Origin of the sequence: Fodinicola acaciae (genome assembly GCF_010993745.1) — a bacterium.
Lineage (GTDB): Bacteria > Actinomycetota > Actinomycetes > Mycobacteriales > HKI-0501 > Fodinicola > Fodinicola acaciae.
This window is the reverse complement of the sequence record NZ_WOTN01000002.1, coordinates 598,311-618,143: the sequence shown is the minus strand read 5'-3', so window position 1 is coordinate 618,143 and position 19,833 is coordinate 598,311. Positions and strand designations below refer to the sequence as shown.

The 19,833-nt window shown below is 69.6% G+C and carries 16 protein-coding genes; 2 read left to right on the top strand and 14 right to left on the bottom strand.

What is annotated here, in order from left to right; translation table 11 throughout:
- The 7 genes from GNX95_RS18260 to GNX95_RS18230 form a co-directional block, all read right to left on the bottom strand.
- Positions 1-708, bottom strand: coding sequence for a hypothetical protein (locus tag GNX95_RS18260; RefSeq protein ID WP_163508613.1), 708 nt, complete (start codon positions 706-708; stop codon positions 1-3).
- Positions 705-3,026, bottom strand: a complete 2,322-nt coding sequence (locus GNX95_RS18255) for a hypothetical protein (protein ID WP_163508612.1) — start codon at positions 3,024-3,026, stop codon at positions 705-707. The genes GNX95_RS18260 and GNX95_RS18255 overlap by 4 nt, the downstream gene beginning before the upstream one ends.
- 41 nt (positions 3,027-3,067) lie before the next feature.
- Positions 3,068-5,962: a VirB4 family type IV secretion system protein gene (locus GNX95_RS18250; protein ID WP_163508611.1), complete on the bottom strand. Its 2,895-nt coding sequence runs from the start codon at positions 5,960-5,962 to the stop codon at positions 3,068-3,070.
- The gene (locus GNX95_RS18245) at positions 5,959-6,369 is read right to left on the bottom strand and encodes a PrgI family mobile element protein (RefSeq protein WP_163508610.1); all 411 of its coding nucleotides are present in this window, start codon (positions 6,367-6,369) and stop codon (positions 5,959-5,961) included. Before GNX95_RS18245 ends, GNX95_RS18250 begins: the two co-directional genes overlap by 4 nt.
- Positions 6,370-6,393: 24 nt before the next feature.
- Complete coding sequence (locus GNX95_RS18240; RefSeq protein ID WP_163508609.1) at positions 6,394-6,639, bottom strand: hypothetical protein; 246 nt, start codon at positions 6,637-6,639, stop codon at positions 6,394-6,396.
- A 113-nt stretch (positions 6,640-6,752) separates the two neighbouring features.
- Complete coding sequence (locus tag GNX95_RS18235) at positions 6,753-8,693, bottom strand: conjugal transfer protein (protein WP_163508608.1); 1,941 nt, start codon at positions 8,691-8,693, stop codon at positions 6,753-6,755.
- Between the two features lie 180 nt (positions 8,694-8,873).
- Positions 8,874-9,821 carry a hypothetical protein gene (locus GNX95_RS18230; protein WP_163508607.1) on the bottom strand — a complete coding sequence of 316 codons (948 nt, stop codon included), beginning with the start codon at positions 9,819-9,821 and terminating at the stop codon, positions 8,874-8,876.
- Between the two features lie 253 nt (positions 9,822-10,074).
- Here GNX95_RS18230 and GNX95_RS18225 point away from each other — a divergent pair, with 253 nt between their 5' ends.
- Positions 10,075-10,485 carry a hypothetical protein gene (locus tag GNX95_RS18225; RefSeq protein ID WP_163508606.1) on the top strand — a complete coding sequence of 137 codons (411 nt, stop codon included), beginning with the start codon at positions 10,075-10,077 and terminating at the stop codon, positions 10,483-10,485.
- A 238-nt stretch (positions 10,486-10,723) separates the two neighbouring features.
- Here GNX95_RS18225 and GNX95_RS18220 read toward each other — a convergent pair whose 3' ends face one another.
- From GNX95_RS18220 to guaB, 3 genes are all read right to left on the bottom strand, one after another.
- On the bottom strand, positions 10,724-12,568 hold the full coding sequence (locus GNX95_RS18220) for a hypothetical protein (RefSeq protein WP_163508605.1): 1,845 nt from the start codon (positions 12,566-12,568) through the stop codon (positions 10,724-10,726).
- A 367-nt stretch (positions 12,569-12,935) separates the two neighbouring features.
- Positions 12,936-14,042, bottom strand: coding sequence for a GuaB3 family IMP dehydrogenase-related protein (locus tag GNX95_RS18215; protein WP_163508604.1), 1,107 nt, complete (start codon positions 14,040-14,042; stop codon positions 12,936-12,938).
- Positions 14,042-15,553: an IMP dehydrogenase gene (gene guaB / locus GNX95_RS18210; RefSeq protein WP_222853736.1), complete on the bottom strand. Its 1,512-nt coding sequence runs from the start codon at positions 15,551-15,553 to the stop codon at positions 14,042-14,044. Before guaB ends, GNX95_RS18215 begins: the two co-directional genes overlap by 1 nt.
- A 210-nt stretch (positions 15,554-15,763) precedes the next feature.
- Here guaB and GNX95_RS18205 point away from each other — a divergent pair, with 210 nt between their 5' ends.
- Positions 15,764-16,156 (top strand): DUF5319 domain-containing protein, encoded by a 393-nt coding sequence (locus GNX95_RS18205; RefSeq protein ID WP_163508602.1) that lies wholly within the window; start codon positions 15,764-15,766, stop codon positions 16,154-16,156.
- Positions 16,157-16,281: 125 nt separating this feature from the next.
- On the opposite strand, the gene GNX95_RS18200 is transcribed toward GNX95_RS18205, so the two are convergent.
- The 4 genes from GNX95_RS18200 to GNX95_RS18185 form a co-directional block, all read right to left on the bottom strand.
- Positions 16,282-17,115 (bottom strand): hypothetical protein, encoded by an 834-nt coding sequence (locus GNX95_RS18200; protein ID WP_163508601.1) that lies wholly within the window; start codon positions 17,113-17,115, stop codon positions 16,282-16,284.
- Positions 17,112-17,702: an RNA polymerase sigma factor ShbA gene (gene shbA / locus GNX95_RS18195; protein WP_163508600.1), complete on the bottom strand. Its 591-nt coding sequence runs from the start codon at positions 17,700-17,702 to the stop codon at positions 17,112-17,114. The genes GNX95_RS18200 and shbA overlap by 4 nt, the downstream gene beginning before the upstream one ends.
- A gap of 307 nt (positions 17,703-18,009) precedes the next feature.
- Positions 18,010-18,702: a hypothetical protein gene (locus tag GNX95_RS18190; RefSeq protein ID WP_163508599.1), complete on the bottom strand. Its 693-nt coding sequence runs from the start codon at positions 18,700-18,702 to the stop codon at positions 18,010-18,012.
- 3 nt (positions 18,703-18,705) lie between these two features.
- Positions 18,706-19,698, bottom strand: coding sequence for a MerR family transcriptional regulator (locus tag GNX95_RS18185; RefSeq protein WP_163508598.1), 993 nt, complete (start codon positions 19,696-19,698; stop codon positions 18,706-18,708).
- Positions 19,699-19,833: the final 135 nt, after the last annotated feature.

Below are 19,833 nucleotides of genomic sequence, written 5' to 3'. Positions count from 1 at the left end.
TCAGTTCTCCTGCGGCGGCGCGGTTCGGTGTGGATCGCCTGTCATCACGAACACCACCAGTGGTTTGGGCACGTCCCGCAGCTCGATGTCCCACAACACGGTCTGCTCGGTGTTGGCTCGCGTGGACCCGTCGATCGGTACGAGCGTCCGCTGGACCGTCACCCGCCAGAGCTGCTGCGGCCCGTCCGGCGCCTGACCGGACCAGACGTGCGCCGCCGACACGACCCGGGGATTGGTGGTCTTCACACCTTGGTCGGAGGTGAACTTGTAGTACTGCAGCACCAGGTCGGTAGCGCTGTTGGCAAAGCTGGGAACCACGATCGGGCTCCAGGAGGCAACCCATTCGCTGGTGGAACTGTTGCTCAGCGGTGCGTACACCGAGAAACGAGCCGCGAACACGCGCGCGGTCGTTTCCATGAGACTCGCACCCGCGAGTCCCGGCGTCGCGGCCGGATTGACGTCCCCCGCATCGTCGCTCGTCGGCAGCCCAAGGGATGCCTCGATCTGCCCCGGGGACGGTGTGTCACCAGGTTTAGCGCTCGAACTCGGATGCGACGACGGCGTGATGACCGGCGGCGCGGCCGGGGTGACGGTGTGGCTCGCCGCACCCGCGCGGAAAACCCCGAAATAGACGGCCACGCCGGCCACGATCGCGGCTACTGCGACCGCAAGACCGAAGACCAGTCTCTTTCGCCCGGCAACGCTCATTGGCGTCCTCGTACGGGCACACCCTGAGTCGGAGCCGCCGACCTCGCCGGCGCTCCGGCCGACTCATGCGGCGCCGGGACGTAGACGACGTTGAGTCCTCGCCCCGACACGTTTGGGGCGGTACGTGCACGGCCGGCGGCGCTGTCGAACGCGTTGGCGGCCTGATTCGCCTTTGCGGCAAGACGATCCAGGCTCGACAGGTCGGCGTCGCCCCCGCCGCCTTCCACCGTCGTACGCGACGACGACTGGATGGTCGTGTTGGAAGGCGCGTAGACACCGCCGGTGCCAGGCACCGGAACCTCGCCACCGCCTTTCCTCGTCGTGTCGTCGCCAGCCCCGAGCAGGCCAGGCAGGAACGTCCCGGCCCTGCGGATCTTGTCGCCGATCTGGCTGCCGCCGTCGCCGCCACCACCACTCTCGGCACCCGCGGCGGCGACTCCAGCAGCACCACCGGCACCCATGCCCGCGGCCGCCTTCGCCGCAGCCTCGGCCTGGTCGCCTTTCTGCGCGAACCTCTCGACCTGCCCGAGGTAGCTGCCAAGCAGCCGATTGCTTGCCTCGCCATGCTCGTAGAAGCTGCGTGTCCCGGAGAAGTTGAAGGTGAACGCCTCGGCGAAGCGTTTTCGATACAGCAGACCAAAGCCGGCCACGAGGGTGATGAAGAGAATCTTGATGACCCACGGCACGGCGTTCACGTTGAGCAGCGCCTGGTAAAGCCCGATCACGAGACCGGCGAACAGTCCCAGAACAATGCGCTTGGCAAAGGATCCGAGCAGGAGTTCCACCCACCGCAGGAAAACCCGCATGCCGAATCCAGGAATGAGGCCGAACAGCGCCGCCGGAAGTGCCAGCATCGCGAACATGATGCTGGAGATCTCCAGCAACAGATAGCTGACCGAGATCGCGAGAATGATGATGCCGACCATCAGACAGGCGAAAAGCGCCAGCAGCGCGAGCAGGAATCGGCCACCAGACTGACCACCGCTGTAATACTGCCAATATCCAGGTTGGTTGGCCGCGGTGATGTCGGAGTAGTTGGTGGCGTTGAGCTGCTCCAGGGCACTCACGCCCCACGTCCCGACCATGGCCTTTCGGTCGGCGTGTTTGTCGTCGTAGCTACTCAGGTTGGTGCCTTTGCCGCCATCCCTGGCGTACAGGTTGTTCTTGCCTTTGTTGTTGACGATATCGGTGTACGAGTAAGCCTGTTGATGAAGAATGCGCTGACCGACGCCGTCGTCATAAGAGCCGAGCTCGCCGATGACCCATGGACTGTAGACCGTTGCACGGTAGAGTGAGTCGGCCGCGCAGATCACGGCTTTTTTCCGCAGCGCTTCTGCTTCCTTTTCGGTCGCCTCGGTCGCTCGCCCGGTGGCCGGCGGTCCGGAAATGCAGTCGGCACTCGAAAAGGCCGACATCATTGTCGAGGAAATCGTCACGGTTTGGTCATTGAGCCAGTTGAGCATGCCGGTGAAGTTGGTACCAGCCGAGATGAACGCCGCAAGGCCGGCGATCAACGCCATCTGGATGAACTTTCCCCAGAACGTCGAGGCGGGAAGTCTTCCGAACAGAAACCGCCACAGCATGACGATGGCAGCGATGAGAATCGCCACCGCTGACAGCGCGGAATAAACCGTGGCGTGGGTCTGGGCGATGACCTGGTCCACCAACGACGGGCTCGCCCCGTTGCTGTCCAGGAAGTAACTCAGGATGTCGCCGGTGAACGTCAACTGGAAAATGCCGATGGTCAGCACACTCATCGTCTTGGCCAACTGGAAAACCTGGTTGGCGACGACGTTGAGGATCTTGTTTTCCAGGTCCGTACAGTCCAACCCGTACGTCGTCCAGTAAGTCCCGGCTGAGCCGTACTGAGCCCAGATCGAGCCTTTGGGAGCGTCGGCGGCGGCCTTCACCGCTGCCTGCGCGATCTCGTCGGTCGGCGGCGTACCCGACAACTTGCCTTGCTGCCCGGTGGCAAAAGAACCGATCAGCGCCATCAGGCCCTGATCGGCTCGCTCCGGCGCGAACGGACCGCGCGGACAGGTGAGGTTGGCGGGGTTTGGCGGATCGATCGCGGCCGCCGGCTGCATGCCGGAAATACCGACGCCGACGATGACCAGGGCGAGCAGGAGGGTGGCGATGGTACGGCGCCAGAGGCGGCGGAACGTACGACGGCAGCGGTAGAGCAGACCGAAGGGGCCCCAGAGCGCTGATCGGCGGCGAGCGCGCGTGACACTGTCCAAGAACGCCTGGTCCGCGTCGGTGAGTGCATCGACGCGCAGGCCGGTAGGCGTGGTGGTGGCCACGGGGGCTGCCGCCATCAGGGTTGCTCCCTCGATCCGTACGTGCTCGTGTGTGCGAACTACTGCCCGGCTGGTGGCCCGCCGACATAGCGGGCTCCGGCCAGGTTTGCGGATGAGGTCGCCGTTGACCCGTCTTGCTGAGGGCCATCGTGCGGCCCGGTGCCCGTTTTGGTCAATGTCGGCAGGCCGGCGTCCGCCTGGATCTGGACCGGACCGCCGGTTTCCGCCTCCAGCCGGGCCCGCAGTGCCTCGGCCTCGGCTTCGGTGTCCGCGACGCCAAGAACCCGGCCGGACACGTCGGTGATGATGCGGCGCGCGGCGGCCTGTACGCGGCCGGAGCCGTCGTCCGGGGTGGAGTCGAAGGCGGCGGTGACATCGGGGAGGTAGGACATGTCGATGCGCATGGTGCCGACGTGGCCGCGGATGTCGCGCATGATGCATTCGGAGTGCCGGCCGGTCGGGAGGGTGGCGACGGCCTGGCGGTGCTCGGGGTTGTCGGAAATGCGCAGCAGCTCGAGATCGGCGGTGATCTCGTCGGCGTCTTCGGAACGGAAGACGAACATCGTGGTGAGGCAGTTGCGTACGTCCTCGGCCAGCAGGTCCTTGGCGTTTTGGCTCACCAGAGCCAAAGCGGTGTTGCGGGACCGGCCGAGCCGGGACACCTCGGCGATCAGCTGCGCGCCCTGGGTCGTCTGGGTGAGTGCCCATGCCTCGTCGATGACCAGCGCCTTCGGCCCGGTGAAGAGCGGGTCGACGATGAGCGTGCGGGTGTAGTGCGTGACCAGGTAGAGGAGCGTGACCGACAGCCGCTGCGCGTACGTGTAGCGATCCTGCGGTGTCGACGCGGACGGCAGCGACAGGCCGGCCAGCGTGATGATCGTCAGCCGGTCGCGCGCGATCTTCACGTCCGACTTGGCGCTGGAGAAGCAGAGGTTTCCCAGCGGCAGCTCGGAAATCACCTCCAACAGGTTGCCGGCGCTCTTGGCCACCGAGATCATCTGGTCGGTGTAGGCCGACCGGCTGTCGTTCATCGTCTCGACGCCGCCGGCCAGCAGCAGGTCGACCACCTTGCGCAGGTTGGGGTCGGGCCGGACGGCGATCTGCCGGATCGCCGAGACGATCGCGTTCTCCCGTTCGGCGGTCATCTCGCCGCCGAGCAGCAGCCGCATGGTCTCCATCGCCAGCAGCGTGCCTTCCTCGCGCGACTCGGCCAGCGAGAACGGGTCGAGCAGGCCGGCCATCCTGGAGCCGAGCTCCAGGATCCGTACGTCGCCGAGGCCGTCCAGCGTGGCCAGGCCCTTCGCGTCGCCCTTCGGGTCGAGCAGCACGGTGGTGATGCCGCGCGAGGCCGTCTGGTAGGCGATGGTCAGCGTGGTGAAGGTCTTGCCGCCACCAGGAGCGCCGACGATGGCGATGCCTGGCGGCTTGTTGTTCCGTGGCGCGTACAGCGGGTCGAAGTGGACGATCTCCTGGCTGCGGCCGGTCGTACGGCCGATGTAGGGTCCCTCGCCGTCGCCGAGGCTGTTCGACGCGGTGAACAGGCCGGCCGCGACCGTCTCCAGCTCCTGCACCTGTCGGTACGCGCGAACGCGCAGCCGGGTCTTGTCACCGGGGAACTGTTCGGTGAACAGCCGCAGCTGGTCGTTTGGCGTCCAGGCCACGTCGATGCCGATGTTGCGGTAATGCTCGATCAGCACCTCGCACCGGCGGCTCAGCTCCTCCGGGTCCTCCGCGGAGACCATCAGCCGGCCGGCGCCGTAGACGATGTACTTGCGCTGCCGCTCCACGTCGACGTCCAGCTGGCGGCCGTCGGCGAAGGCGTCCTGGATGCCGGTCGGCACCTCGGCGCCGGCCTCCTGGATGTGCCGCCGCTGGCCGGCCACCTTCTGGATCTGCTTCTCCACGTCCTTCTTCGCCTTACGCGGCGGATGGATCTCCCAGCGCGCGGAGAACTCCACGGGGAACCCCAGCGAGGGGTCCTCGGCGTGATGGATCCACGGGTTGCCGTCCCAGGTGTCCATCTCGCGCGGGATCCGGGAGATGCAGAGCGTGGCCACGTACGAGTCGAAGAAGCGCTCCGGCTTGGCCGGCGTGGCACCCTGCTGGTGCGCCTCCTGCTGCTTGACGAAATCCCAGTTGGGCTGGGTGATCTTGAGATAGTACGGGCTCTCGCTGTTGTCGACGTAGCCCTCGGCCAGGTGCTGCACCTCGCCGCGGCCCCACGGCCGGGCCTGGATCTGCGAGACGGTCGGGGCCGGCATGGCCGGATGCATCTGGTGCTGGAACAGCCAGGCGACCTCGGCCGCGGTCGCCGGCACGGCACCGAAGGCACTTCCGGCGAGCAGCCGGTGGATCGGCCGAGCGGAGCCCTGCCAGCGGTCGATCTCCTTGCGGTCGACGACGTCGTCCTCGCCGATCAGCAGCTCAGTGCTGAAAGAGATGAAACGCGAGGCCGTCGTCACCAGCGACCGGATGAGACCGGTGGTCTCGGTGACGCGGGTGCCGAGCCGTACGCCGATGTAGACCTCTTTGCGCAGGAACTGCTCGCTCCACAGGTGCTGCTGCTGCGCCACCAGCAGGTTGCGCCAGCCCGGCGAGCCGATGCTCGTACGCTTGTCGAGCCGCTCGGCCCAGTCGGCGATGTTGTATTCGCGGAACACCGTCTTCAGGTGGATCTCGCAGTCCTGCAGGCCGGCCAGGGCGTGCGCGTAGCTGGAGATCAGCCGGTCCCACTCGTCGGCGGTGCGGAACTCGACCGACACCGTCGGGAGCCGGAGATACGTCCAGGCCTCGGTGTCGGTGAGCAGGATCTGGTCGTCGAAATACCGTACGGCGAGCCGCTCCGGCATGGTCGGCACGTTGCGCGCCGCGTTGCCGCGTTCCCAGCGGCGTACGACCACGTACAGGATCGCGCCGACCAGGATGAGCAGCAGAAGAAGGCTGATCTCGGTCATCGCCGGTCACCGTCCAACTGCTCCTGCGGCACCCACCGCGAGGCGGTGAGCAGCACGCGGCGCGGCGCGGGTGCGGTGGTGAGCGCCGCGAGCCGGCGCGGCTCGGACTGGTGGGTCAGCCAGGAGGACAGCCACTCCTCGGTGGTCTTCTCGTGCGCGATCGGCCGGTCGGCGTAGAGCAGCACGATCACCGGTGGCGCCGCGATGATCATGGTGGCCACGCCGGCGTTGCCGACCCAGCTGGGGACGCCGAGCAGGAAGCACAGCGGCACCCAGACCACGGCGGCGGCGACTCCGGCTATCACCTGTGGAATCGAGATCCCGTTCTTGACCGGCAACCGGATGTCGTCGAACGCGTAGATCCGCACGCGCATGTTCCACGCGTGCGTGAACGTCCGGACGATCATGGTGCTGCCCTCCCCGTACGTGCGCTAACTCAGGATTCCCTTGAGGATGCCGCCGAGCGCCCCCAGGATGACGCTGCCGAACCTGATCAGCGCGAACACGCAGGCGCCGAGGAACACGAAGCCGATGAAGCCGGCCAGCGACCGGTTTTCGCCGAACAGGTATTTCAGGCCGACCAGCCCGATCAGGATGCCGGCGATCGGTGCCACGAAGTTCTGCAGGTTCTGCGCGATCGTGTCGCCGGTGGCCGCCAGCGGGGTGCTGGCGGCCACCGCGGCGACGTTAACCGCTGTCTCAAGCAATGCCATCTGCTTCACATTCCTTTCGCGACTGATCTGAGCGGCCCGCGACCGGCCGAAAGAATCAGGCGCATCGTTTCAAACTCTCAGCTCGGCGTTGCCGACGGCGTACTGGATGGAGTCGTGGACGGCCCGTTGGCCGGTGACTGGCCACCGCTCGGGCCGCCGGCCGGCCCTGGCTGCGCGGCGCCCCCCTGCTGCGGAGCGATGTCGGCGCTGGCCGCACCGCCGGACAGGCTCAGCACCGTCCACTTGTCCGCCTTGACCATGCTGACCTGGTACGACTGGGCCAGGATGCCACCGGACGCGGTCGTCCAGGACACGTTGACGGTGGCCACTCGCCGGTTGGGATCGCCGCCGGCGACCAGCGCCGGCACGACCACCCGGTCGACCGAGCTGAGCTTCACGCTGCCGCCGAGGCCGGTGATGGTCGAACCGGTGGCCAGCGTGAGCTGCAGGTCGGGGCTGGAGGCACCGTACGCGCGGAAGAACGAGTCGAGCACCGGGCTCAGCTGCGCCTCCACCACGGTGTCCTCGTCGGTCACCTCCGGCACCGTGACCGCCGCGGTGGGCGGGCAGGCGACGTACGCGGTGTAGCCGGTGATCGCCAGGCTCTGGCCGCCATTGGGTGAGAACACGCCGACCTGCATGCACGTCCAGCCGCCAGGGCTCAGGAAGACCGCGAGCTGCACGACCGCGTGCTGGTCGTCGGTCGCCTTCACGCCGGCCGGGATCGGCTGGCCGAGCACCTGCTGGACGCCTTTGCCGTCCCAGCCGAGCTGCAGGTTGCTGTTGCCGGGGAAGAACGGCTGCAGCGCGGTTGCCCGGTCCTGCGGCTTGGCCTGGTCCCACGACAGGTAGGCCCAGGCGAACCTGGCCGCGTACGCGGACGCCTGCTGCGTCGGATAGTTGGATCCCGGCGGCGAAGTCGGCGGGTCGTACAGCGCCTTGCCGGCGAGCCGGTAGACGCCGTTGAGCGCGATCACCGCGAGAACGACGACGATCAGCGTCTTGACCGCGAACTGCATCCAGCGGCCGCCGGCCAGCGGATTGCCTTTGCGGCGCTTGGTGGTCGGGCCGGTCGCTATGACGTTGCCGCCCTGCACGGTGAAGCCGCGGTCGCCGCCCGGCGGCTGCTGCGGTGGCACCGGCCGCTTGCTCTTGCGGGCCTTCTTCTCCTTCGGCGGCCGCTGCTTGCCGCGGCTGCGCTTCGGCTCGTCGGGTGCGCCAGACGGTGGCGGCACGTACACACCTGGCTGCTGGTAGCCAGCTGGAGGCTGCGCCTGTGGTGGCGGCGGAGCGTATGGCGGCTGAGCCGGCTGCTGAGTGGTCGCCTGACCGGTCCACGGCGGAATCGGCGCCGGCGGCCTCGGCGGCTGGGCCGGCGGCTGGGCTGGCAGCTGAGTTGGCAGCTGACCCGGCGGCTGCGGCGGTGGCTGGGCCGGCCCCGGCTGGCTGGACACCGGCTGGTTCGGCGCCGGAGCGGTGGGACGTGGCGGTGCCGTCTGCTGAGCTGGCGCCGCGCTGGTCGGCTGAGGCTGCCACGTCGATGGCGGAGGAGGGGCCTGCGGTGGAGTCGGTGCCGGCGGCATCGGAGCGGCGCGGCCGGTCGGCGGCACGTACGCGTAGGGCGCGCGGCCTCCCGGCGGCGCCTGGCCGGCGGCCGGCGGGGTCGGGCCCCAGCCGTTGGACGGCGGACCGGACGCCGGCGTCCGGAACGACGGGCCGGACGCTGGCGCGGCGGACGCCGGCGTCCCGGAGGCGGGTATGCCGGAGGACGGCACCCCGGAGGCAGGCACGGCAGAGGCCGGCGCGCCGGCTGGCGGCGGCGCCTGGCCGGCCGGCGCGGCCGCGCCGCGCTGCGCCTGTGCGCCGGAGCCGCGGGCCGGAGCGCGGAACACCGGGCCGCGGCTGACGTATTGGGTGACCTCGTTCGGGTCGTCGCCCTCACCGGACGGCTGGCCACCCGGCGGGGTGGTCGAGGGTGCGGGTCCGCCGTCGCGGCCACGCACGCCGTCGTTGGTCATCAGGAGAACTCTCCGTCTCGCCTCTCATGCCGTGGCCCGGGTGGACCGCGGCGTCCGTTTCGCGCGCTACCTACCATCATCGCGGTTGCGGGGACCGCTCCGTGCAACCCGTCCACAGCCACATCCTCACGCGGTGTGAAGACGCCGGCACGTTCCATGGTCCCAGATATCCGGCCGAGATCAGAGCCGGTTGGGCGAACTATCACCTTCGGCACCGTCTGTGAATGGCGTCTGACCGGAACCTGCAGGCAGGCCGGGGTCTCCGGCCGGCCGAGCGGCCGGCTGCGCCGGATGCTGCGCGCCGCCGGCGGCTACCGAGGGTGATGAAATCGGCTTATCGGGATAAGCCGGCGCCTGTGGATAACCGGCCGCCGGCTGGGCGGTCTGGTCGGGCCGATACTGCCAGGGGTCGACGGTCGGTTCGGCGCCGGCCACCGAACGTCCGGCCGGTTCGGCCGGCGCCATCGGTTGCGGTTGCTGCTGCTGTTGCGGGATGGGGTCGTACGCGACCGGTTCCTCGTACGGCACCGCCTCGCCAGCCTGCACCAGCATCTCGTCGCGCAGGTCCAGCACCGCCTGGGCCCTGATCCGGATCTGCTCGCGGAGCTCGACCGACCGCTGGATGTCGCCGGACCGCTCGGCGGTGAGCGCCTCGCCGGCGGCCTCGATGCTCTCGTCCGTACGCGCGTGCACGCCGCCCAGCACCTGGGTGGCCCGCTCGGTGTCGAAGAGCTGGCCGCTCAGCCGGTCGATGTCCACGCAGGCGATGGTCATCTCCTTGAGCACCGGCTCCAGGTTGACCGGCACCTCCACCGACATCGGTGGATGGTCGGACAGCCGCCGGTCGAGCAGGTACAGCACGGCGCAGATCACCAGGCAGGCCAGCGGCACCAGCCAGGCCGTCCAGCCGGCGGTGCTGCGTACCGTCGCCACGCACGACGCGACCAGCGTGAGCACCCCGGCGGCCGCGAAGATCAGCACCAACCAGCTGACCAGCCGGCGGATCCGCAGCTGCTGCTGCTCACGCTCGGGATCCTCGCCGATCTTGCCGACAAAGACGCTGTCGGCACCTTCCGACGACCGCCGCAGCAGCCGCCCCAGCAGTCCACCGGAGTTACCCGATGCCACTCGTGTCACCCCGTTCCCGCCGATCCTCGCGTCCGGTTCACGATAGATTGCCACCCGGACAGATTCTGGCCAAACCCTCTAGGGTCTGTTTCGGAGTCCCACGTGGATGAGAGTCGAGATCCAAACGTCGTCTGGCGGTGTGGCGGGACCGCCCGGCGTGGCAGCGCCACGTGGGCGGTCCCGCCGTGCCGCCAGGTGGCGTTTGGGCTCGGCTATCGCCGCGTGGGACTTCGAAACAGACCCTAGGAGAGCGTTGTCCAGCAGCCGCACTACGGCGACCGTACTGGCCGCCGTCGCGGTGTGGCGTCGCGCCTCCGCCAATGCCCGGCCGCGGCGCTATGTGGAGCTGCGGGTCGCGGTCGAGGATCCGCGCGATCCAGCCGCGCCTGAGTTGCCCGCCGAGCTCACCGTCGCCGACGACCGGACTTACCGGCACGGCCAACGTATCGAGGTGGTCATCGACCTGCGCACGGGTGCGGTGGCGTTGGCTCCGGTCGAGCGGTCGAAGGCCCGGCCAGACGTACGGTTCACCGTGATCGTGCTGGTTGGAGTCGCGGCGGCGGTCGTGGTGATCGGAGCGCTGGCGTACTTCCTGTCGGTGACGCAGTCCCGCGTCCCCCAGCCGACGCCGTCCGTCAGCGCCCCAGCAGCCACACCGTCCTGACCGCCCGTTACCCGCTACGGCGCGAAACTGTCGTACCCACCCGCCAATCTGGGCCCCCACCCAAATCGGGTGGGGGGTGGGTTCGCGTGGAAACTTACACAAGTTTCGAAAGTTGATCTTGGTCGCGATACCCGCATGGCCACCATGCGTGCGTCCAACGCACGCATGGTGGCCATGCGTGCACCTCGCCCCGCCAGACGCACGCATGGTGGCCATGCGTGCATGTGGCGGTGAGGGCTCAGACGATCTGCAGGAGCTCCGCGCGTACGGGCTGGATGAGCGCCGGGCTGACGGCCCGGTTCTCCGCGATCGCGCGATCCCATTCGGTACGGGCCACGACCCACACCACGCGGTCACCTGGCGTCAGACCGGTGTCGACCGCGCCGTTCGGCACGTGTGACAGCCGCACCACGCCGGTCGCGCAGACCCAGCCCGACCAGGCGCCGCTGTCGTCGAACCACATGACCTCGACGCCGGGGCCGAGGATCTGCTCGGGGTGGTCGGTGCCGACCGGTACGGTCACCGCGGAGCTGGCCGGCTCCGGCGGAGCGGCGACCCGGTCGGCCACCTGGTAGGGCTTCCAGGCCTGCTGGTTGGCCAGCGACTCGCTGCCACCGGGCTGCTGCCACACCGCGTCGTCCCAGGTCGGCGCGCTGGACACCGGTGGCTCCGGCTGGCTCGGCTGGATCCGCGGGAAGTCGGTACGCACCGGCGTCTGGCGCTGCAGGGCCTGCGCGACCTTACGGCGGGTGACCTGCGGATTCGGCGAGCTCGGCGAGTGCCGCGGCACCAGCGGGATCGGCGGCGGAGGCGGCGAGTCCACCGGCAGGTCCATCGGCATGGCGGCCGGTGGAGCGGCCAGCGGCACGGCGGGCAGCTCGTGCGGTGGGACCGGCAGCCGGCGCACCGGCGCCTGTTCGGTCGGATAGAGCACCGACCTGGCCCGCCGGACGATCATGTCCAGCTGCGCCGAGGTGTAGATCGTCTCGCCGTGGCAGATCCGGTCGACCAACAGCGTCGGCTCCAGCATCGTCACATCGACCGGTGAGTCCAGCTCACGCGGCGAGACGGTGGCTGGTACGACGCCTGGATACTGCGGCGGGAAGGTCGCGCCAGGCAGCGCCACCAGCGGCAGCACGCGTACGCGCAGCGCGTCGGACACCGCGTACGCACTCACCGCGGCGTCCAGCAGCAGGTCGTCCATGCTGCGATTCTCGACCGCGACCCGGCGGGTCGCGGAGACGTTCAGCTGCAGCCGGCCGATCGCGTCGGCGACCATCACGCCATAGACACCGGTCTGCGCGACGACGTACGCGTCGAACTGCAGCCGGGCGCCGAAGTCGCGCGGCACCGACATCTGGTGCAGCACGGTGGCCCGGCGCGGCACGTCGGCCAGCCGGTCGATGATCTCGCGTTGCTCGGTGGTCGACTGCTCGTAGAGCCGGGACACCCGGGCGCGCTCGCGCACCCGCTGGACGTACGCGCCGATGGCGCCGGTGCGCCAGGCCAGGTACGCGGCCATCATGGACCATCCGATCAGCACTGTGACGCCGGGCGCGAGCAGCGCCAGCGGGCCGGCCAGGGAAGCGTTGAGGGCCCAGCACACCATGATGCTGAGCCAGGAGCTGCGGGACGGCAGCAGGACCGCGAGCAACCACACGACGGCGCCGGTGAAGACCACGACGCCGGTGGTGCGGGTCAGCAGGACGAACTGGTCCGCGGTCGGCGGGCCGTACGAGGCGGCAGCGCTGACCAGCGGCGCGGTGGCGGCCCACCAGATCATCGCGGCCGCGGCGCCGACGACGCTGTGCCGGCGCTGGCCGGTGACCCAGCAGAGCCCGGCACCGAGACCGACGGTGAGCAGCGCGGCGACCCACCACTGTTGGACGACGAGAGCGACACCCACCAGACCGGTGGTGATCAGCAGCGCGAGGACCGTACGAGAGTCGGCACCGCGGCGCCGACGGTGCGCTCCGACCCGAGCGCCTTCACCCTGTTCGAAGGCCGCGGCGCCGATCGCCAGGAGCGAACTACGTAAACCACCCGGGGCACGTTGCGTGCCGCCCAGCCGCATGGACGACATTTGCCTCCTTCACGCCCCAGGGCAGGGGCGGATTACAACTGCGACCGGTCCCCCCGCGGTCGACGTCTCAGAACGTATGCCAGTTTCGTGCAATCGTGAGCCATCGCTACGCCGGTGTAGGCGACGACCCATGGTGCCAGAAACCGCGGTGTTTCGGCTAGGAATCTGCAGCAAAAATGTGGTCAGAACATCCCAGTGCGATAAGTAACACACGCCGCATTACCACGGTGTAGCGACGCTGCGACTCTGCGTCGACATCTGATGTCGATACGGTTGATGGTTGACGCGGCAATCTTTTGCCGCACAGATTTTCCTTGCCTGCCAGCCGAGGCGACGCGGTCGCGATGCATACAAAGTCGTACGCAGATCAGTGCAGGTCGAGCACCAACTCGACTTTCTGGAATTCCTTCAGATCCGAATAACCGGTCTTCGCCATCACCCGGCGCAGCGCACCGAAAAGGTTCTTGTCGCCGTCCGGACTGTCGGCCGGACCGAGCAGCACCTCGCGCAGCGAACCGACCGGCTCACCCGCCGCGGCGGCGAACTGGCCGCGCGGCAGCTTGGGGTGCGCTGCAACCGATTGCCACCAGGCGCCACCAGCCGGCGCCTCGTGCGCGCCGGACAGCGGCTCACCAAGCATCACCGCGTCGGCACCGCAGGCGATCGCCTTGGCGATGTCGCCGCTGAAAGTCAGGTCGCCGTCGGCGATGACGTGCACGTATCGGCCGCCGGTCTCGTCCAGGTAGTCGCGCCGCGCCGCCGCCGCGTCGGCGATCGCGGTCGCCATCGGTACGCGGATGCCCAGAACGCGATCGGATGTGCTCCACGCGTCGGCGCCGACGCCGACGATGACGCCGGCGGCGCCGGTGCGCATCAGGTGCATCGCGGTCTTGTAGTCGGCACAGCCGCCGACGATCACCGGCGTGTCCAGATCCGCGATGAACTGCTTCAGGTTCAACGCACTGTCCACTGTGGACACATGCTCGGCCGACACGATGGTGCCCTGGATGACCAGCAGGTCCACGCCAGCGGACAGCACATGTGGCGCGAGATCCTGCGTGTGTTGCGGGGAAATCCGCACCGCGGTGGTCACGCCGCTTTCCCGAATCTGCCGGATCCGTTCCTGGATCAGCTCGGTTTTCACCGGCTCGGCGTAGGTTTTCTGCAGAAACGCGGTCGAGCCGTCGGCTTTTTCGGAAATTTCCGCGAGCACCGGCAGCGGATCCTCGTAACGGCACCACAAGCCCTCGGCATCCAGTACGCCGAGACCGCCGAGCTGGCCGACCGCGACCGCGGTCTCCGGGCTCATGATGGCGTCGGACGGATGCGCCACCAGCGGGATGTCGAAGCGGAACGCGTCGATCTGCCAGTGCGTGGAGACCTCGTCGACATCGCGCGTACGCCGAGACGGCACCACCGCGACGTCCTCGAGGTGGTATGCCGCTCTGGCGGCCTTTCCCATCCCGATCTGCATCAGTGGCCCGAGTAGTTCGGCGCCTCGACGGTCATCTGCACGTCGTGGGGGTGGGACTCGCGCAGGCCGGACGCGGTGATCCGGAGCAGCTTGCCACGCCGCTGCAGCTCCTCGACTGTCGTCGCGCCGACGTATCCCATCGACGCGGCGAGGCCACCGACCAGCTGGTGCGCGACCGCCTCCAGCGGACCGCGGTAGGGCACCTGGCCCTCGATCCCCTGCGGCACCAGCTTGTCGTCGGAGAGCACGTCGTCCAGCCCGTAGCGATCCTTCGAGTACGACTTGGCCTGGCCGCGCGACTGCATCGCACCGAGCGAGCCCATGCCGCGATAGGCCTTGAACTGCTTGCCGTTGATGAAGATCAGCTCGCCGGGGCTCTCCGCGACACCGGCCAGCAGCGAGCCGAGCATGACCGTGTCGGCACCGGCGACCAGCGCCTTCGCGATGTCGCCGGAGGAGGTGATGCCGCCGTCGCCGATCACCGGCACACCGGCCGGCCGGGCCGCCTTGGCCGCGTTGTTGATCGCGGTGACCTGCGGCACGCCGACACCGGCGACCACCCGGGTCGTACAGATCGAACCGGGGCCGACACCGACCTTGACCGCGTCGGCACCGGCGTCGACCAGCGCCCGCGCGCCTTCCTCGGTCGCCACGTTGCCGCCGATGACCTGGACCTCGGTCTCCCGCTTGAGCAGCGCCACCATGTCCAGCACCGCCTGCGAGTGGCCGTGTGCGGTGTCCACGATGAGTACGTCGACACCGGCGTCGACCAGCAGGCGAGAGCGCTTGTAAGCGTCGTCGCCGACACCGACCGCGGCGGCGACCATCAGCCGGCCGGAGCCGTCCTTGGTGGCCAGCGGATAGGCCTCGCGCTTGGCGAAGTCCTTGACGGTGATCATGCCGGACAGCCGGCCGTTCTCGTCGACCAGCGGCAGCTTCTCGACCTTGTGCTGGCGCAGCAACGCGAGCGCCTCGTCGGCGGCGACCCCGACCGGCGCGGTGACCAGCGGCATCGGTGTCATGACCTCGCGGACCGTACGCGCGAAGTCGGTCTCGAAGCGCATGTCGCGGTTGGTCACGATGCCGACCAGGACGCCACCTCCCTCGACCACCGGCACGCCGGAGATGCGGAACTTGGCGCACAGCCGGTCGACGTCGGCGAGCGTGTCGTCCGGCGAGCAGGTGATCGGGTTGGAGACCATGCCGGCCTCGGACCGCTTCACCAGGTCGGCCTGGGACGCCTGGTCCTCGGCGGACAGGTTGCGATGCAGCACGCCGATGCCACCCTGGCGCGCCATCGCGATCGCCATCCGCGCCTCGGTCACGGTGTCCATCGCCGAGGACAGCAACGGGATGCGCAACGAGATCTCGCGGGTCAGCCTGGTCGTGGTGTCGGCGGCGCTCGGCGCGATGTGACTCTCCGCCGGCAGCAGCAGGACGTCGTCGAAGGTGAGACCGATCGGCAGGTCCATGTCAGGCACCGGTGGGAAGTCCCGCGTGTGTTCAGCCATGTTCAGCGATTCTCGTTTCCGGTCGGCTCTGGCTGGATGTAGATCCATCGTAGCGACGCCGTGACCGGCCCCGTGACGTGCGCTTGGTCTCCCGGCGCGTACGACCGCGGGGGCGCCCTACGTGCGCCTGGTGCGGGTGGGGCGACTCCGCGGCCGACCCACGAAAGGCCCTGAGACAACGCCGGTTGGCGCGCCGACTACGGTGGTGGTGTGCACGAGGAGCCGATCGACCCGTTCGCCGGCGATCCCGCCGACCCGGCCCGGGCCATCGACGACCCGGAGCCGGAGCAGGCGTTGCCGCTGAGCCCGGCGGAGCGGCAGGACGTGCTGGACGACCTGTCCGACCTGGAGGTCTACGAGGCGCTGCTCGCTCCCCGCGGCTATCGCGGCGTGGTCGTCGACTGCCAGGACTGCCAGATCCCGCACTACTTCGGCTGGCACCTGCTCCGCGCCAACCTGCGCCACCTGCTGGAGGTCGGCGAGAGCCGCGTGCACGAGCCGGCGTACAACCCGGATCCGGCGCACTACGTCACCTTCGACTACGCGCGCGGCTATGCCGACGGCGTGCAGGACAGCTTGGGCTCCGGTCACCACGACGACTGATTTTTGGGCCCCCGAAACCAGAGTCCTCGCCGCGTACGACACTTCCGACGACCGTCACGAAGGTGACGTTTTGACGGCGGACGTACGCGCGACGACCGCCGGAAGGCCACCCCTCGCGAGGGTTGTCAGCTTGGTACGGGGTTGGCCGTCCCGGGTCCGGCGGTGCCGGAGCCGCTCGGGGTCGGTGAGGTCGTCGGCGACGACGGCGCGCTGCCGGACGGTGTCGGCCGGTGCGAGCGCTGGCTCTGCGACGGGTCCGGCTTGGCGCCGGGCGTCTGGCGGCCGTTGCCGGAGCTGGTGCCCGAACCGGTCGACTTGCCACCCTGGCCAGTGCCGTTGGACCGGTCGGCGCGCGCCTTGATCAGCTGGTCGTTCAGGTCGCTCTGCCGCTGGCGCAGCTGCCGGCCCTGGTCGACGTCCTGCACCACCGGCAGCAGCTGGCGGGCCTGGCTGAGCTTGTCGGCGGCCTGGTCGAGCTGGCCACTCTTGATCTCCGCCTCGGCGGCGTCCAGCAGGCCGGTCACGTCCTTGGCCGCCTGCACCGAACGCGCGCGCTCGGTGTTCAGCGCGAGCGCGACCGGCCAGAACGTGCTGTCCGGACCAGCGCCGGTGGCAGCGGCGACGCCGCCGACCGAGCCGAGGCCGATCACCAACGCGGCGGCGGCCACGATGATCCGCCGGCCGGCCTTGGTCAGCAGCCGGGACGTGCGGCGGACCGGCCGATGGCTGTGCGGGCCACGGACGCCGGAGTCCGGCGCGGAGATCTCGATGGTGTTGCTGGCGCCGGCCTCCAGGTCGGCACGCCAGCGGTAGAGCAGGTCGACGACCGGGTCGCCGTCGACGCTCTTCGGCCGCTCGCCCTGGCCGAGCGCGGTGAACAGCGACTCGTCGCGGTTGAGCGCACGAATGTCCAGTGGGTTGCGGCCGCGGCGCGCGCGGTTGCCGTCGTGGAAGCTCATGCCGGCACCTCGTCGGCGCTGGACTGCACCATGTCGCGCAGCCGGTTGAGGGCCCGGTGCTGCGCCACCCGTACGGCGCCCGGCGACATGCCGAGCACCGCGCCGGCCTCCTCGGCGGACAGGCCGACGGCCACTCGGAGCAGCACGACCTCGCGCTGGATGTCGGACAGCGTGTTGAGCAGCTCGTGTACGCGCGCGGCCCGGTCGGCGGCGAGGGCGGCCTGCTCCGGGTCGTTGGCGGAGTCGATCACGTCGGGCAACACCTCGACCGGCTGGCTGAGGTCACGGCTGGCACCACGGTGCGCGTCGGACACCTTGTGCGAGGCGATCCCGAAGACGAACGCGCTGAACGGGCGGCCGACATCGCGATAGCGGGGAAGGGCGGACATCACCGCGATGCACACCTCCTGAGCCACGTCGTCCGCTGTCGTGTACGCGCCGCCACCGGTGCGACCCAGGCGAGCCCTGCAGTAGCGGACCACCATTGGCCGGATGCGAGTAAGCAACTCGCCGATCGCCTCGGAGTCGTCCGCGGCGGCGCGGGCGGCGATGGCACTGAGCTCGCGCTCGCCGTCCTTCCCATCCATCGCGGCGGTGATCCCTCCCGTTACGACTGTGACCACATTCGGCACATGGCACCGAAGAGCAGACGGTAACCCGTGGGGTGGGCCGCAGACACTCTAACGCCCACCCCGCTCCGTTACGTAAGCCCGGTGGGACTGTCCGCACCCGGACAGTGCGGCGAAACCGGGGAAGACCAGGTCATATGCCGGTAATGGCGGCTCCCGGCTGCTCATGTCAGGTCTCCGGCCGGATTCGCTCGGTGACCGAGCGCACCGGAAATCCTTTCCCGATCGGACATGCGACGTCGGTCACAAAGTTACCGGTCCGGGGCTACGCGTAGGGTGCCACATCCGGCCGCGCGAGCCAGCCGGCGCGTACGTCCGCCGGCAGTCCCTCCGCGATCCGGGCCACCGCGGCGCGGGCCGCCTCCCGCTCTCCGAGGACGGCTGCGGCAACCCAGGTCAGCGCCGGATAGCCGGCCGCCAGACAGGCGCGGAGGTCGTCCGCACCGGCCGGCTCGCCGGCCGCCAACCGCGCCACGCCGACGAACAACCGGCTCTTGGCCAGGTGCCAAGGCGCCACCATCTCCGTCGCGGTGCCGACGCAGCCGGCCGCGGCCGCCACGGCCGCGAGCGGGTCGCCTTCCAGCAGTGCCACCTCGGTGTGGATCCAACCGGCCAGTACGAGCAGATCCGGGCGGTCCGCCGGCAGTCGGACGGCGGCGCGTTGCCGAGCAAGCGCGGGATCGGCCTGGCCGACCGCGTCCGCCGCCAGCCCGAGCCATGCCGCGACCCGCACCGGCTCCGTACGAGCCGCCGCCACCGCGAGCTCGTCACACAGCTGAGCGTCCGGATATCGGCCAAGTTGCCGGAGAGTCGACGCCCGCGCGATGACTGTGAGTGATTCCGGGTCGGTGTCCGGACGGTACGTGCCCGACTCGTACGGCCGGCTCCGGCGGAGCACGAAGCCGTAGTCGCCGATCGCGGCCGCACGCGCGTACGCGGACGGAAACTCGTCCGGCACCGGTCAGGACGAGACGGCGTGCAGGAGCGCGCTGACCGCTCCGTCGAGGCTGCGGATGTGGCGCGCACGCCGCGGCAGCGCGACCGCCTGCCAGCCGGGACCGGCCGTGATGACCTCGACCCGCGGCCTGGTCACCGGCAGTGCGGTGAGCACGGCCGGGTCCGCGGTCGCCATCGACTCGGCCCAGAGCAGGACGGCCGCGGCTCCGGTGCGCCGTACCGCCGCGGCCAGCGCGTCCGCCGGCACCGACGGACCCAGGTTGCGCACCGCGACGTGGTGGTCGGCGAGCATCGCGGCCAGCACCGACAGCGGCAGCAGGTGGTGCTCGCCAGGCGGACAGCCGAACAGCAACGGCCGGCGGCCGACCGGCTCGGCGAGTCGCGCCGCGTAGTCCCGGAAGGCGGTGTCGGCGGCGTACGTGATCAGCCGCTCCGCGGCGGCGCAGTCGGCGGCTTCCGGCCACCGGCGGCCGGCCGCGTCGAGCACCGGCTCGACCAGCTCACGCCAGGTCGCCAGCGCGCCGTTGGTGGCCAGCGACCGGCGGATCAGGTCGCTGACGGTCGCCGCGACCAGGCCGTTGGCGGCGCGTACGAGGTCGCGCTGCACCGGCGTACCGGCTGGCGGCGGCCCGAGCGCGTCGGTGGCGGTGAGCGCGTTGCGCTGCGCCGGCGTACGCGTGCCGGTCTGCGTGCTCGGGTCGGTCGACAGCACCGATCGAGCCGCGTCGGCCGCCGGCATGCCGGCCAGCGTCAGCCGGCGCATGGCCTGCAGCCTGGCCAGGTCGAGCTCGGTGTAGCGCCGGTGCGTGCCGCTCTCGTGTCCGGACGGCCCGAGGCCGTACCTCCTGGCCCAGGTCCGCAGCGTCGCCGGTGCCACGCCGAGGCGGCGGGCAACCGCGGCCACCGTGAGCACCAACTCGACGTCGTCGCCGCCGGCGGAGGAGGAAGCTCCGGTGCCGTCGGGTTCGGGTTGGTGTGTGCTCAGCTGGACCGACACAGGAGTCAGGATCGCACGGGATCACCGGACGGCAAGTCGAGTTTCGGATTCATGGGTCGCCGCCGGGTGTCCCGAGGCATCGACGGGCGCGGCGTACTTTTAGTCGCTTTTCTGATGATATGGCGTGTTTGTTAG